Genomic DNA, 13943 nt, shown 5'->3' with positions numbered 1-13943 from the left:
GCAGTGTGACAACACACCGCAATGACCGATAGTTTGAAATGTGAGAGCGAAGAACTACCGTGTACACATTTACCATGTCAATGGGTGCCTACGACGAGGCGGAACACGAGCGCAGGGAGGCGAAACATAGCGTCGACGTCTCCGCGGACGACGACGAGCGGGCGGCGTACGACGGCGACGTGGAGTTCACCACCGACGAGTCGACCGAGGAGTTGCTCGCGCAGTTCAAAGCGATGAGCGACTAGTTCCTGAGGACGGACAGCGAGACGGTGGTCACGACGATGACCGCGACGACGTGACCGGCGACGGCGAAGACCAGCAGCGGATGCCCCCAGACGAACGGGAGCAGGACCGCTTGGGCGGTTCCGAACCCGAGCGTGCGTTTGTCCACACCGGCCATGCGGGAGGCGGTGGCGGGCTGGAGGGATTGGGTGAGCGACCGCCACAGCGCGACGACGGCGGCCCACCAGCCGGTCCCGATGCGGTAACACACGTCCCAAAGCACGAGCAACGCGAGTGCCGACGGGATCACTGGGGGTTGCTCGCCGAGCAGGCCGGCGACCAGCGTCGCGCCGTCGCGGGGGTCCCAGACGAACAGGTACGTCATGAGGAGCACGTACGACACCACGCCGAGGACGACTTCGATGCTGGACGCGAACAGCAGTTGGCGGTATCTGGCGGGGACACCCGGGCCGCGGGCGCGGGCACCGATGTCGAGCATGAACGCGCTGCCGGCGGCCGCCACCAGCACGGCGGCCGTGCCGGGGAGGATCGCGCCGGGGAGGTCGTAGACGGCGGCGGTCACGAGGACGCCGACTTCGAACAGCACGAACTGGATGAGGACCGCCAGCCGGTCTGAGATGTCGATCCCGGGGATGGCACCGACGATGCTCTCGTACACCCAGGTTTCGCCGTAGACGCCGCCGGCGGCGTGGGCGGTGGATGTGGGTTCCTGGTAGTCGCTGGGCGGGGGGTCGCGGGAGTCACTCATCGGCGGCCACCCCGCGCTCGCGCAGCGCGTTCGCGGCGGCGTCGTCGAACGGCGTCAGCGACACGTCGACGAGGTCCTGGATGCGGTCGTCGGTGACCACGACCGGATGTTTGAGGCCGTGGATCAGGGGATGGGCGACGCTCCGGGGCACGTCGGTCACGAGGTCAACCCAGTACGTCGAGAGCGTCGGCGTCAACACTGGCACGGGAACGAGCAAGAGGCGCTGCCCCGCAAGTGTGGCGGTTCGTTCGAGCATCGACTTGTACGAGAGCACGTCGGGGCCGCCGATCTCGTACGTGTTGCCGGCGGTCGCCGGCGTTTCGAGCACGCCACGCAGGTACGCGATCACGTCCGCGACGGCGATGGGCTGGCAGGGCGTCTGCACCCACTTGGGCGTGATCATCACGGGGAGGCGGTCGACGAGCTGGAACACCAACTCGAAGCTAGCGCTGCCCGCACCCACGACGACGGCTGCGCGAAGCGTCGTGAGGTCGAAGGCCGCACCGGCGAGCACGGCTTCGACTTCGCGGCGTGATTCGAGGTGATCCGAGAGGTCGGTGCCCTCCTCGCCGAGGCCGCCGAGGTAGATCACGCGGTCGACCCCCGCGGCGTCGGCGGCGGCGGCGAAGTTGCGGGCGGCGCGGCGGTCGCGCTCCGCGAAGTCGTCGCCGGCGCGCATCGAATGCACGAGATAGTAGGCGGTGTCGATGCCGTCGAAGACGCCCGCCAGCGACGCGGGGTCGAGCAGGTCGCCCTCGGCCACGTCGACGCTGGTGTCGGGGTCGTAGCCGTCGGCGTCGCGGACGAGCGCCCGGATGTCGTAGCCGGCACCGGCCAGTGCCGGGGTGAGGCGGCCGCCGATGAACCCGGTCGCTCCCGTGACAAGAACTCCCATAGGTTCGATTGGGGCGTCACCTGGTTAAGTGTTCAGCCGGCTGACTGGTGGTCTCACCAGTGATATATAGCACACACAGTCCTATGGAGGGATGGCAGCCACCACGTAGCCATATTATAAACGGGTTTACTGGTTCCGGGTGGCATTCCAAGCGATGCACTCAGACCCAGACGACGGGGCCAGCGGACCAGTGTCTCGGCGAGCGTTCGTGGCCGCAACCGGTACTGCGGGTGTCGCGGCGCTTGCCGGCTGCGCCAACAGCACCGACGGCAGCGGGGGCGACGGCACGGAGGCGGCCAGCCAGGACGGCGACGAGACGGCAAGCCAGTCCAGCCAGCTCGACACCAGCGTGTTGACCGGTGACGGCTCCTCGACGGTATTCCCGATCACTAACGAGGGATCGAGCTACTGGAACTCGAACCCCGAGGCCGGCGACGAGGATTACTGGCCCGAGGAGTGGGCCAGCGAGTACGACACGGAGATGCGGCTCGCTGATTATTTCGCGTCGGAGTACGGCTACGAGGCCGGTGGGGAACGGTCGAGCCCGCCGTTCCGGGTGAGCATCGCGTTGAGCCACTCCGGCACCGGCATCGAGGGCGTCATGGAGGACCGCGTCGATATCGGTGACGCGTCGGCGTCCGCCGCCGACGAGCTGCCGGACGCGGACAGCGACACCCTGGATGGGTTCGTCGACCACGTCGTGGGCGTCGACGGGCAGCCGATCGTTGCCAGCCGTGAGGTCGTTGACAGCGGCGTCGAAACCATCACCATCGAGGAGTTGCGCGGGATCTACCGCCAGGAGATCACGAACTGGTCGGAGCTGGGCGGCCCGGACCGCGACATCCTGGCGCTGGGGCGCGCCCAGGGGTCGGGCACGGACACGTCGTTCCGGGCGAACGTCTTCGGCGATCCCGAGGCGGCGATCAGTCCCGACCAGCGCTACGGCCAGAACCAGCAACTCCAGCAGGCCATCGGGCAGGCGGACAACGCCATCGGGTACATCGCGTTGGCGTTCGTGCAGCCGGACGGCGACACCCCGCCGCTTGACCTGGAGATCGACGGGACGACGTACGCCTACGGGGAGAACCTGGGCGCCGAGGAGTACCCGTTGTCGCGTGACCTCCACGCGTACACGTGGCAGGACACCTCGCGGAAGGAGGCCGCGTTCATCAACTTCCTGTTGAGCGAGTTCGGCCAGGAGAAGTTCGTGACGAGCAACGACTACTTCGCGTTGCCCGAGTCCCGGCTGTCGACGGAGCGCGAGAAGGTCGCGGCGTCGAACTACCAGACGTGAACCGGAGCGGCCGGCACGGCACGGCGGCTCGGAGGCGCCAGCCATGATGCGGCGCGTCAAGCGGACCGTGGCGGCCCGCGTCACGGATCCGGTTGTGGGTGTGGCGCGGTCGGCGCGCGAGTACCGCTCCCGGACCGGTGACACGGCCGTTGCCGTGCAGGCCGTGATCTGCGGGTCGCTGGGGGCGGCGTTCGTGGCGTTCCTGGTGGGATCGCAGTGGACCGTCTTCCCGGCGGGCGTGTTCCTGGCGACGACAGTCGTGGGGTGGCGACGCGAGCAGGCCGCCACCGGCAAGGCGGTGACGTTTCTGATGACGGTCGGAACCGTCGGCGTGTTGGCGTTGATCGTTGCGTTCTTACTCGTGCGGTCGGTGCCGGCCGTCGAGCACATGGGCGTTGGGTTGCTGGGGCGCACCGCGGACCCGCTGTGGGCGGCCCGCGACGGCGGCGTGTACTCGCTTGCGCCGATGCTCGTCGGGACCGCGATCACGACGTGCATCGCGACGGTGATCGCGACACCCGTCGGGATCGCGGGCGCAGTGTTCATCAGCGAGATCGCGCCCCCGCGGGTGCGTGACGTGGTGAAGCCCGGGATCGAGTTGATGGCGGGGATCCCGTCGATCACGTACGGGTTCATCGGGTTGACGGTGTTGAACCAGTATTTCTACGCGGAGTTCCGCACGCCGACGATCGGGTCGTATCTCGCCGCGGGCGCGATGATCGGCGTGATGGCGTTGCCGACGGTCGTCACCATCTCCGAGGACGCGCTGGCTGCGGTCCCGGAGTCGGTCAAAAGCGGGGCGCTGGCGATGGGGTCGACGCCGTGGCAGACGACCAAGAGCGTGACACTGCCGGCGGGGTTGTCGGGGGTGTCCGCGGGCGTGCTGTTGGGTGTCGGACGTGCCATGGGGGAGACGATGGCGGCGACGGTGATGCTCACGCACACGAAGGGGTTCCCGTCGCCGGTGTTCGACGTGTTCTCACAGTACGGGGAGACGCTGACGACGGTCATCGCCTTCGAGGGGGGGAACGCCAGCGGCGTCCACATGAGTGCGCTGTTCGCCGGTGGCGTCGTGTTGTTCGTGACCGTGATGGCGTTGAGCGTCGGGTCACAGTACGTCGAGTGGCGGATGCACCGCAAGCTCGGGGGTGAGACCTGATGGGGACCGCGACGAAGACCCAACTGGCCACCGGAGAGTCGGTGGTGGGTGCGGTCACCTCGCGCACCGTGCTCGGGGTGACGGCTGCGACCGTCGTCCTGGCCGTGGCGTGTCTCATGCAGTGGGTTGCGCCCGGCGGGGCTGTGGTCGGGATCCCGGTCGCCACGCTGTTGGGCGGCGGGCTGGCCGTCGCTGGCTGCGGGATCGCGGTGTTGGGCGCCGGGTCGCGGCTCGAATACATCGAAACCACGCCCTCCCGTGCGACCAGTCTGGCCGCCGGCTGTGTCGTCGGCATGCTGTGGGCGGTCAGCGGTGGGGTCGCCACGACGGTCGCCGTCGGCGGTGGGGACGCGTGGCTGCCCGTCGCCGTGGTGGGTGGCGTGGCGGGGGCGCTGGCGACCGTGTTGCCCCGCGAGGACGCCGGTGCGACGCTGCCGGCCGCGGCCGTGATCGTGGGGTGGGGCGGTGCGATCGCGGCCAGCGGCGGCGGTGGTGGCTGGACGTGGGCACCGGCGTGGTCGTCGGCGGTGTTCCCGGGCACGGAGATCGTGCCGGTGGTGGCTGTCGGCGGTGCGTTGCTGGCGGCGTGGAGCGGCGCGAGCGCACACGCTGGCTTCGGCGCTGAGGGGCGGCAAGCGGGGGCGTACGCGCTGGTCGGTGCGGTGGTCGTCGGGACGCTTTCCGTGTTGGTGTTGCTCGTCGGGTTCGTCGTGTCGAAGGGGATAACGCCCGTGTTGACGGGCGCGAGCCTGACCGGTGGCACGCTCGGGCTGCCGTTCGTCGACGCCGCCGTGCCGTGGCCGACGCTGCCGTTCGTGACCAACCAGACCGGCGGCCTCTACGTCACCATTCCGGGGGTGTTCCCGGCGCTCGTGGGCACCCTCTGGCTGGTGTTCGGTGCGATCGTGGCCGCGGTGCCGTTGGGCATCGGGGCGGCGGTGTTCCTCACCGAGTACGCCGAGCGCGGTCGGTTCACGCAACTCGTCGAGGTCGCCACGAACGGGTTGTGGAGCACGCCCAGCATCGTGTTCGGCCTGTTCGGGTTGGCGTTCCTGGTGCCGCGGCTCAGCGGCGGGAACTCGATCCTGGTCGGCCAGCTGGTGTTGGGGTGTATGCTGTTGCCGCTGGTGTTGCTGACCTGTCGGGAGGCGCTGCTGGCGGTGCCCGACGCGCACCGCGACGCCAGCGCCGCGCTGGGCGTGACGAAATGGCAGACGATCCGGAGCGTCGTCGTGCCGGCTGCGATGCCGGGCACGATCACGGGCGTGATCCTCGGGGTGGGGCGCATCGCGGGCGAGACCGCGCCGCTGTTGTTGGTGTTCGGTGGGGCACCGTACCCGTCGAACACGCCGGACGTGCTGGGCAGCTTCTCGCTGACGGCCCAGCCGCCGTTCGTGACCAACGACGCGCTGTTGGCGCCCGCCAGCGCGCTCCCCTACCAGCTGTACACGACGATCACCGCGGGCGTGTTCCCCAAAGACGAGTTCACCACGGCGGCGTTCGGCTGGGGGACTGCACTGGTCTTGCTGGCGGTAGTGATCGGGTTGTACGCGGTCGGCATCGCCAGCCGTCGGTACTTCAGGAGGAAGCTACATCATGAGTGACACACCACAATCGGAGCCACGACGCAGCGACGACCGTTCGGGAGCCGACGACGCCACCGCGGCGGCGGCGGCGGGCAGCACAGACGCAGCCGCGGCCGCCGTCTCGTCGAAGACGGGCGGTATCGCGGGCCCGCCTGGCGGGCCCGGTGAGGTCGACGGCGACGAACCGGCGGTCGCCAGAACGGTCGGCGAGAGCGACGAACAGTTGCAGGACGCGTGGACCGACTACGAGTTCGACGGGGACGCGAAGGTCAGCGTGTCCGACCTGGATACGTACTACGGCGAGGAGCGGGCGTTGGAGTCGGTCTCCCTGGACATCCCCGCCGAGAGCGTGACCGCGCTCATCGGGCCGTCGGGCTGCGGGAAGTCGACGTTCCTGCGGTGTTTGAACCGCATGAACGACCGGATCAGGGGGGCGCGCGTCGAAGGGAGGGTGGCTCTCGACGACAGGGACGTCTACGGTGACGGCGTGAGCCTCGTGGAGCTGCGCCGGCAGGTGGGGATGGTGTTCCAGGAGCCCAACCCGTTCCCGAAGTCGATCAGGGACAACATCTCCTACGGGCCCCGGAAGCATGGTGACCTCGAAACGGGGCTGCTTGCGCGGCTGCTCGGGCGCGACGACCGGGACGCGGAGCGCGACCTCGTCGAGCGGGCGCTGCGGCGCGCGGCGCTGTGGGACGAGGTCAGCGACCGCCTGGGCGACAACGCGTTGGGGCTGTCCGGGGGCCAACAGCAGCGCCTCTGTATCGCGCGGTGTCTGGCCGTCGATCCGGACGTGATCCTGATGGACGAGCCGGCGTCGGCCCTGGATCCGGTGGCGACGGCGAAGATCGAGGACCTCATCGAGGAGCTCGCCGAGGAGTACACCGTCGTGGTGGTCACGCACAACATGCAGCAGGCCGCCCGCATCAGCGACCAGACGGCGGTGTTTCTCACCGGCGGGCGGCTCGCGGAGTACGACGCAACCGACGCGATCTTCCAGAACCCCCAGAGCCAGCGCGTCGAGGATTACGTCGCCGGGAAGTTCGGGTAGTCGACGGATGGATCGGTTCAGTTGGCGGCCGCAGCCGGGCGGCCACAGGGCGACCGCTCGCGGCGTCCGGTCGGGGGTGTAGCGCGTGGAAACGCGCAAGATCCAGCAGGTTGGCGGCGGCACGTACACGGTGTCGCTGCCGGGGTGGTGGGCCACCGAGCACGGCGTGAGCGCGGGCGACACGGCGTATCTCTACCCACACAGCGACGGCTCGCTCGTCGTGCGGTGGGGCGAGGCGGCCGACAGCCCGCTGGCGTCGACCCGTGTGCCGGTGCCGTCGGACGCTCCGCCACGGGCGGCGGCGGAGGCGTTGGACGCCGCGTACGTCGCCGGGTTCGAGGAGATCGACGTGAGTGGGGTGGCGGCGTCGCCGCCGCCGGCGGCGGAGGTGGCGGTGTCGGCACCGCAGTCGGCCCGTGGTGACGGCGACGGGAGTGGCACTGCTGGCCCGACAGCCGCCCAGCGGGACGCAGTGATCGACCGGGCGCGCACCCTCCCCGGGGTTGACGTGGCTGCGTCGTCGGCCGACCACGTGGCTGTCCGGGGGCTGTTTGACGCGGCTGACGTCTCCATCCGGCGGTCGCTCATGCGGCTGCGGTTCAACGCGTTGGCGGCCCACGAGGCCGCGATCGACGCCGTCACGGCGTCCGGCGGCGGCGTGGTCGAGCGCGTGGAAGACCGGTGCCATACGGCCGATCGGACCGTGCGGCTGATCGAGCGGTACGGGAACCGCGGGCTGGCACAGCGGTCGACGCTGGACGCGCTTGCGGTGTCACGGCCCCAGGTGGCCGGCTGCGTGGCGGCGGCGCGGGCGCTGGAGCGCGCCACTGCTCGCGCGGGCGACGTTGCGGCGGTCGGGGAGCGCGCCGCCGGGAGCCTGGACGACGACGTTGCGCGGGTGCTCCGTGGGGTGAGCGAGGACGCGTGTGCGAGCGTGGACGCTGCGACGGACGCGCTCGTGGAGGCGGTCGGCGGGTCGAGCCGGGTGCCGAGCGCGCACGACGCGCGCCGACAGTGTGCGCGCGTCCGCCGGGTCGCCGACTGCGTGGAGCGCGCGGCGCTCGACGACGACGCGGCCGCGATGCGAACGCCGAGCACGGCGGCTGTGGCAGTCCGAGCGCTTGACGGGCTGGTGGGGACCGCGGACTGCGGTGCGGCCATCGCTGCGGTCGCGCTCCGGATGGCCGTGGGCGCACAGCGGTAGCGGCGGCGAACCTGGTATCCCTCCGGCACGCGAAGGCAGCGTATGAGCGAGGCCTGTGACGCCTGCGGCGACGACGTGCGGCTGGCCGGCGGCATCGCGAACATCTGGGCGAGCGAGCCGGTCCGCACGGGCGGCATGACGCTGGAGTTCGACGACGGCACGGAGCACTTCCTGTGTTTCGACTGTATCGAGGCGCTGCCCGACGCGCCGACGGCCGCGGACGTGGAGGCGCTGAAGGGATGAGGTTTTCCGCGCGGCAGCCCTCGCGTCGTGCGTGCAACCGGGTCGCGTCGTCGAAGAGTTCCCCGCGCCGGAGTTCCGGGGCGCCCAGCGGCAGGCGCTGGCGGACATCCAGGCGGCGTTCGACGCCGGCAACGACGTGGTGTTGGTGCGGGCACCCACTGGCAGCGGCAAGAGCCTGCTCGCGCGGGCCATCATGGGGTGTGCGCGGCGGGCCGCCGACGCCGACCCCAGCGACGCCGTGGGGGCCTACTACACCACGCCGCAGGTGAGCCAGCTCGACGACGTGGCCGCCGACGACCTGCTGGAGGAGTTCAAGCTCATCCGGGGGAAGTCGAACTACACGTGCATCCTCCCCGGCGAGGAGGCGACGCCCGTGGACCGCGCGCCGTGCGCCCGCGAGCGCGGCTACGACTGCGCGGTGAAACACCGGTGTCCGTACTTCGCGGACCGCGCCATCGCGTCCTCGCGGGCGTTCGCCGCGATGACGCTGGCGTACTTCATGCGCACCGCCGGGTCGGAGGTGTTCCGGAAGCGCGACGTGTGTGTCATCGACGAAGCCCACGGGCTCGCCGAGTGGGCGGAGATGTACGCGACCATCGACCTCGACGAGCAGCGGGTGCCCGTCTGGGAGGACGTCCGGGTTCCGAGCGGCCTCGACGGCGACCCCGAGCGGACGGCTGATTTCGCCGACCACCTCCAGGGGGTCTGTGAGGGCGTGAAAGACGAGCTGCTCGGGCAGGACGAGCTCACCACGGAGGCGGTGGCGCGCCGGGACCGCTTGCAGGAGCTCATCGCCGAGTTGGACTGGTTCATCGAGGACTACCGGGACCCCGAATCGGCGACGACGTGGGTTGTCGACGCCGACGAGGAGGGAGTTACGATCAAACCCATGGACCCCGAGCGGTATCTGTCGCACACGGTCTGGGACCGCGCGAACAAGCACGCGTTGCTGTCGGCGACGATCCTGAACAAGGCGGCGTTCTGTCGGAGCGTCGGCCTCGATCCGTCGACCGTCGCGCTGGTCGACGTCGAGCACACGTTCCCCGTGGCGAACCGGCCGCTGTACGACGTGACCCAGGGGAAGATGACCTACGAGAACCGCGCGCAGACGCTGCCGAAGCTGGCGGACACCGTCGTCCGCGTGATGGCGACCCACCCCGACGAGAAGGGCATCGTTCACGCCCACAGCTACGACATCGCGGAGAACCTGGCGGCGCGTCTCGCGGACGCCGGTGTCGGCGACCGCGTGCGCACCCACGACGCCGACACCCGGGATGCCGAACTGGAGCGCTGGAAGGCAAGCGACGACCCCGAGGTGTTCGTCGCCGTGAAAATGGAGGAAGCCCTGGATCTGGCCCACGACCTGGGGCGCTGGCAGGTGCTGTGCAAGGCGCCGTTTCTGAACACGAACGACTCCCGGGTGGCCGCCCGTCTCGCGGACGGCCAGTGGGCGTGGTACTACCGGACGGCGCTGCAGACGATCATTCAGGCCTGCGGCCGGGTGGTGCGTGCGCCCGACGACTACGGCGCGACCTACATCGCGGATTCGAGCGTTCTGGACGTCTTCGAGCGCGCCCGTGGGGACATGCCGCCGTGGTTCGCGGCGCAGGTGGACGCGATGACGACGCCCGACCTCGCCGAGCCGGACCCGGCGGCCGCGCTGGGGGAGACGACTGCCGGCGTCGAGCAGGTCGAGGCCGCCACCCGTTCAACGGACACCGGTGGCCGCGGGTCGACCGGCGAGACACAGCCCGATCGGACGGCGAGCCGCGACGACCGGGACAGCGAGGGGTCGCCGGTCGCGGACGTCTGGAACACCGAGTGATCAGAGCAGCGAGACGGCGTACGCGACCGACGACCCGAGCAGCAGGATCGTGAGGACGATCGCGCGGTACTGGTTGCGGTCCATGCACACACCTGTTGCCGGCGACGGGTAGGCGTACCGGTGGGCTTTCGTCGGAGCCACGTGAACGCGGCGGTGTGCTCCGAACACGACTGCTCGGTGTTGGACTGCTCGCGTCCGGGTTGCTGCACCTGTTCGGCGCGAACCGGCTGCTCGACTGGGCGGCGACGGCCTACGACGTCGGCCTGGACGCGGAGTTCACGCCCGGGCCGACGACGGCGTGGCGGGTGCGGGGGGTCGGGGTGGCGTCGCTGCTGGCGGGCGCACACCTCGCGTACCACGGGCGTGTGGTTCCGAGAAACGACGGCGACTAGGGAACGCGGGCGTCGATGACGACGTGGAAGACGCCTTCGCTGTGTGATTTGACGCGCCGCGTGTCCAACACCGTGGGGGCGGGGCGGCCGGCGCGCTGGCAGCCGGCGCGGAGCCGCGAGAGCGGGCGCTCCCAGAGTTCCGCCTCCGGAACCGCGCTGTGGGCGTGGAGGACGCCGCCGGAAACGAGGTTGTCGAGGGCCGCGTCCAGATAGCCGGGGGTGGACGCGGCGTCGCCGACGGGACCGCCGCCGAGCGCGTCGTAATACCCCATGACGATCCGGTCGGCGGGCGCGTCGACCTCGCGGCAGTCCCCGAGGATGGTGTCGAGCGTCTCGGCGACGTCGTTGAGTTGGGCGTTCTCCGCCAGGAAGCGGAACGCGGTGGGGTTTTTCTCGACGGCGGTGACGGTCGCGCCGGCGCGGGCCATCGGGAGCGCGAAGTAGCCGACGCCCGCGAACATGTCCAGCACGCGCTCGCCGGGGCCGGTGGCGTCGCCCATGCGTGCGCGTTCGGCCTTGTTCCCCGGCGAGAACATGATAGCAGCGAGATCCAGCGCGTACCGAGTGCCGTGCTCGACGTGGACGGTTTCGGTGTCGCCGTCCCCGGCGACGACCGAGACGTCCGGGGTCCGGTGTTCGCCGGCGACGCCGTCGCCGCGATCGAGGACGGTGTCGGCTTCGCGGTGGAGCTCCAGCAGCGCGGCCCCGACCTCACCGGGCCGGGGGCAGTCGGTGAAGTCCGCCAGGATCACGCTGCCGAGGACCGCCCACGACGAGGGGGCGCGCTCGCGCTCGGCGGCCGACCAGCCGCGCTCGCGCAGGCGGTCGCCGAGGTCGGGGGCGCGAGGATCGGGGTCTGCTTGGGCGATGGCGCGCTCGAAGGCGATGCTGGCTGGTTCCTCGGTGACCGGGAGTTCGACGTGGTCGGCGTCGTGTTCTCGGACTTTCCGGCGGTCGTCGTAGACGCCTTCGTCCTCCAGCCCGTCGATAGCGCGCTGGCTGTCGGGTTTCGGGACGACGACGGCGAGGCTACGCATCGGGGAGGACGTGGAGACCCGCGCGGGATTTGAGCGCCGGGACCGTCGACGCGTCGGGGTCGACGTAGTCGGGGCGGGCCACGGTCTGGGCCTCGTAGGTGTCGGGGTCGAGGATCTGGATGGCCGCGTCGTCTTCGACGGTGACGACCGTCGCCTCGGTGGCGTCCGCGACGGCACCCAGTTTGCGGGCGTCCGGGCTGTCGCCGTCCTCGAAGCTCGCCTCGTAGGGTTCGCCCGTGGTCACGCGAACGCCCTTGAGGTTGCCGTGGTTGGACTGCACGAGCACCGGGCCGCCGTCGTCGGCGGCGATGTCCACGACATCCCCGGGAACGAACTCGGGCAGCCGGACGGCGTAGGTGACGCGGTAGACCTCGTTGCCGTCGTCGTCCTCGGTGATGAGCGTCTCGTGGTCCTCGAAGTCGCCGCCGAACTCCTCGACGAGCTTGCGGGCGAGTTTCAGCCCGATCTTGGTCGTGGAGAGTTTGATGTCGGTGCCGGATTCGGCGTCGCCGATCTCGGTGACGAACGCCTCCCGGTCGCCGGTGGCCTCCATGTCGGCGACGATGCGGTGGGCGAGCTCGGCGGCGCGGTCGGTCTCCTCGCTTGTGGGGTCCCGGCCGACCGCCCGCACCTGCACCGTCGAGGCATAGGACTCCCCGGCGATGCGGCCGCAGCGCTGGCAGGTCTGGCGGCTCACTTTCACCGTGACGGCGACCTGCTCGGTGCGGTGGGTGTCCCGCACGACGCCGGTGAACGTCGCGTGCATCCGGACGGTGTTGTCGTCGAGTTTCTCCGGGCGGACCTCCCAGTCGACGTCCTCGGCCTCAAGATGGACGCCGAGCGCCTCGGTCGTCTCCGCGACGGCGACGTCGACGTAGTCGTCGGCGCCGATGTCCACCCAGCGGTTCCCGCGGTGGACGGCCCCACAGCGGGCACACACCATCACCTCGATGGTGTCGGGGGCGTCCACGAGATCGAACGCCGCGAAGTAGCAGGAGTCGCACAGCGACTGCTCGCGGCGCGTCGCCCCGTCACCGCCGACCGAGTCAACGGGGTCGCCGCACTCGGGGCAGAAACTGCTGCCTGCGTCGGTCATGGGCCGGGATAGCGCTCGCAGGCTGTTAAGTACCCCGTCACGGCGGCGGCCGAGTGCGGCGACCAGTTTCACTTTCAGTGTGCTGTATACGAGACTTTATGCGTGGGGCGGCACAACCAGGAGATACATGCCTGAATCCGATCTCGAAGAGCTGCCCGGCGTCGGCCCGGCAACCGCAGAGAAGCTCCGCGACAACGGCTTTGACGCGTTCCAGAGCCTCGCAGTCGCGAACAGCGCCGAACTCTCGAACACCGCCGACATCGGCGAAAGCACCGCTGCGGACGTCATCCAGGCCGCACGCGAGGCCGCCGACGTGGGCGGCTTCGAAACCGGCGCGACCGTCTTGGAGCGCCGAGAGCAGATCGGGAAGCTCACCTGGAACATCCCCGAAGTCGACGACCTCCTGGGGGGCGGCGTCGAGACCCAGTCGATCACCGAAGTGTACGGCGAGTTCGGCGCGGGGAAATCCCAGGTCACCCACCAGCTCGCGGTGAACGTCCAGCTCCCGACCGAATACGGCGGCCTCCACGGCCGCGCGGTGTTCATCGACTCCGAGGACACCTTCCGCCCCGAGCGCATCGACGACATGGTGCGTGGCCTCTCCGACGAAACACTCCAAGCGGCGATGGAGGCCCACGAGATCGAGGGCAGCACCGACGACGAGGACACCCTCACGGAGCTCGTCGACGCGTTCCTGGACAAGATCCACGTCGCGAAAGGCTTCAACTCCAACCACCAGATGCTGCTGGCGGAGAAGGCCAAGGAGATCGCCAGCGAACACGAGGACGGCGACTGGCCGGTGCGGATGCTCACCGTCGACTCGCTGACCGCGCATTTCCGCGCCGAGTACGTCGGCCGCGGCGAGCTCGCGGACCGACAGCAGAAGCTCAACAAACACCTCCACGACCTCGAAAAAGTCGGGAACCTCTACAACGCCGCGGTGCTGGTCACCAACCAGGTGCAGTCGAACCCGGACGCGTTCTTCGGCGACCCCACGAAACCCATCGGGGGCAACATCCTCGGGCACAAGTCGACGTTCCGGATGTATCTCCGGAAGTCGAAAAACGACAAGCGCATCGTGAAGCTCGTCGACGCGCCGAACCTCGCGGACGGCGAAGCCGTGATGCGGGTACAGGACGAGGGCCTGAAGCCCGAATAAGCGGCCGCGGT

At 69.9% G+C, this 13943-nt stretch carries 15 protein-coding genes; 10 read left to right on the top strand and 5 right to left on the bottom strand.

Annotated features, from left to right (window positions below; translation table 11 throughout):
* Positions 1–74 precede the first annotated feature (74 nt).
* The gene (locus JT689_RS11495; protein ID WP_012289514.1) at positions 75–245 is read left to right on the top strand and encodes a DUF5786 family protein; all 171 of its coding nucleotides are present in this window, start codon (positions 75–77) and stop codon (positions 243–245) included.
* Here the strand turns inward: JT689_RS11495 and JT689_RS11490 are convergent.
* Together JT689_RS11490 and JT689_RS11485 are read right to left on the bottom strand one after the other, a co-directional pair.
* Positions 242–991 carry a hypothetical protein gene (locus tag JT689_RS11490; RefSeq protein WP_010903860.1) on the bottom strand — a complete coding sequence of 250 codons (750 nt, stop codon included), beginning with the start codon at positions 989–991 and terminating at the stop codon, positions 242–244. The genes JT689_RS11495 and JT689_RS11490 overlap by 4 nt on opposite strands.
* Positions 984–1886: an NAD(P)H-binding protein gene (locus JT689_RS11485; protein ID WP_010903859.1), complete on the bottom strand. Its 903-nt coding sequence runs from the start codon at positions 1884–1886 to the stop codon at positions 984–986. Before JT689_RS11485 ends, JT689_RS11490 begins: the two co-directional genes overlap by 8 nt.
* A 154-nt stretch (positions 1887–2040) precedes the next feature.
* On the opposite strand from JT689_RS11485, the gene JT689_RS11480 reads away from it, so the two are divergent.
* The 7 genes from JT689_RS11480 (at position 2041) to JT689_RS11450 (ending at position 10248) form a co-directional block, all read left to right on the top strand.
* Complete coding sequence (locus JT689_RS11480) at positions 2041–3180, top strand: substrate-binding domain-containing protein (RefSeq protein ID WP_205251269.1); 1140 nt, start codon at positions 2041–2043, stop codon at positions 3178–3180.
* Positions 3181–3223: 43 nt separating this feature from the next.
* The gene (pstC, locus tag JT689_RS11475) at positions 3224–4339 is read left to right on the top strand and encodes a phosphate ABC transporter permease subunit PstC (RefSeq protein WP_010903857.1); all 1116 of its coding nucleotides are present in this window, start codon (positions 3224–3226) and stop codon (positions 4337–4339) included.
* Entirely contained in the window at positions 4339–5943 is a 1605-nt protein-coding gene (pstA, locus tag JT689_RS11470; RefSeq protein WP_010903856.1) for a phosphate ABC transporter permease PstA, read from the top strand. Before pstC ends, pstA begins: the two co-directional genes overlap by 1 nt.
* Positions 5936–6976 carry a phosphate ABC transporter ATP-binding protein PstB gene (pstB, locus tag JT689_RS11465; RefSeq protein ID WP_205251268.1) on the top strand — a complete coding sequence of 347 codons (1041 nt, stop codon included), beginning with the start codon at positions 5936–5938 and terminating at the stop codon, positions 6974–6976. The genes pstA and pstB overlap by 8 nt, the downstream gene beginning before the upstream one ends.
* An 85-nt stretch (positions 6977–7061) precedes the next feature.
* Positions 7062–8180, top strand: coding sequence for a phosphate uptake regulator PhoU (locus JT689_RS11460; RefSeq protein WP_205251267.1), 1119 nt, complete (start codon positions 7062–7064; stop codon positions 8178–8180).
* 42 nt (positions 8181–8222) lie between these two features.
* The gene (locus tag JT689_RS11455) at positions 8223–8423 is read left to right on the top strand and encodes a hypothetical protein (RefSeq protein WP_136360931.1); all 201 of its coding nucleotides are present in this window, start codon (positions 8223–8225) and stop codon (positions 8421–8423) included.
* A 31-nt stretch (positions 8424–8454) separates the two neighbouring features.
* Complete coding sequence (locus JT689_RS11450; protein WP_205251266.1) at positions 8455–10248, top strand: ATP-dependent DNA helicase; 1794 nt, start codon at positions 8455–8457, stop codon at positions 10246–10248.
* Here the strand turns inward: JT689_RS11450 and JT689_RS11445 are convergent, their stop codons facing one another.
* Positions 10249–10389, bottom strand: coding sequence for a hypothetical protein (locus JT689_RS11445; protein ID WP_157849924.1), 141 nt, complete (start codon positions 10387–10389; stop codon positions 10249–10251).
* Between the two features lie 14 nt (positions 10390–10403).
* Between JT689_RS11445 and JT689_RS11440 the strand changes: the two genes are divergently transcribed.
* Positions 10404–10640, top strand: a complete 237-nt coding sequence (locus JT689_RS11440; protein WP_049892570.1) for a hypothetical protein — start codon at positions 10404–10406, stop codon at positions 10638–10640.
* On the opposite strand, the gene JT689_RS11435 is transcribed toward JT689_RS11440, so the two are convergent.
* On the bottom strand, positions 10637–11677 hold the full coding sequence (locus JT689_RS11435; protein ID WP_205251265.1) for a class I SAM-dependent methyltransferase family protein: 1041 nt from the start codon (positions 11675–11677) through the stop codon (positions 10637–10639). The genes JT689_RS11440 and JT689_RS11435 overlap by 4 nt on opposite strands.
* Positions 11670–12773 carry a 60S ribosomal export protein NMD3 gene (locus JT689_RS11430; RefSeq protein ID WP_010903850.1) on the bottom strand — a complete coding sequence of 368 codons (1104 nt, stop codon included), beginning with the start codon at positions 12771–12773 and terminating at the stop codon, positions 11670–11672. Before JT689_RS11430 ends, JT689_RS11435 begins: the two co-directional genes overlap by 8 nt.
* Before the next feature lie 127 nt (positions 12774–12900).
* On the opposite strand from JT689_RS11430, the gene radA reads away from it, so the two are divergent.
* Complete coding sequence (gene radA, locus JT689_RS11425) at positions 12901–13932, top strand: DNA repair and recombination protein RadA (protein ID WP_012289511.1); 1032 nt, start codon at positions 12901–12903, stop codon at positions 13930–13932.
* The last annotated feature ends 11 nt before the right edge of the window (positions 13933–13943 follow it).

Origin of the sequence: Halobacterium sp. GSL-19 (assembly GCF_016917855.1) — an archaeon.
GTDB classification, from domain to species: Archaea; Halobacteriota; Halobacteria; order Halobacteriales; family Halobacteriaceae; genus Halobacterium; species Halobacterium salinarum.
Note: the sequence above shows the minus strand (reverse complement) of the source record. Positions and strands in the feature narration are given on the sequence as shown.

What these genes read in the sequence shown, in the direction of transcription:
- JT689_RS11495 (WP_012289514.1), top strand. Translation starts at nt 75, where the DNA reads ATGTCAATGGGTGCCTACGACGAGGCGGAACACGAGCGCAGGGAGGCG.
- JT689_RS11490 (WP_010903860.1), bottom strand. Translation starts at nt 991, where the DNA reads ATGAGTGACTCCCGCGACCCCCCGCCCAGCGACTACCAGGAACCCACA.
- JT689_RS11485 (WP_010903859.1), bottom strand. Translation starts at nt 1,886, where the DNA reads ATGGGAGTTCTTGTCACGGGAGCGACCGGGTTCATCGGCGGCCGCCTC.
- JT689_RS11480 (WP_205251269.1), top strand. Translation starts at nt 2,041, where the DNA reads ATGCACTCAGACCCAGACGACGGGGCCAGCGGACCAGTGTCTCGGCGA.
- pstC (WP_010903857.1), top strand. Translation starts at nt 3,224, where the DNA reads ATGATGCGGCGCGTCAAGCGGACCGTGGCGGCCCGCGTCACGGATCCG.
- pstA (WP_010903856.1), top strand. Translation starts at nt 4,339, where the DNA reads ATGGGGACCGCGACGAAGACCCAACTGGCCACCGGAGAGTCGGTGGTG.
- pstB (WP_205251268.1), top strand. Translation starts at nt 5,936, where the DNA reads ATGAGTGACACACCACAATCGGAGCCACGACGCAGCGACGACCGTTCG.
- JT689_RS11455 (WP_136360931.1), top strand. Translation starts at nt 8,223, where the DNA reads ATGAGCGAGGCCTGTGACGCCTGCGGCGACGACGTGCGGCTGGCCGGC.
- JT689_RS11435 (WP_205251265.1), bottom strand. Translation starts at nt 11,677, where the DNA reads ATGCGTAGCCTCGCCGTCGTCGTCCCGAAACCCGACAGCCAGCGCGCT.
- JT689_RS11430 (WP_010903850.1), bottom strand. Translation starts at nt 12,773, where the DNA reads ATGACCGACGCAGGCAGCAGTTTCTGCCCCGAGTGCGGCGACCCCGTT.
- radA (WP_012289511.1), top strand. Translation starts at nt 12,901, where the DNA reads ATGCCTGAATCCGATCTCGAAGAGCTGCCCGGCGTCGGCCCGGCAACC.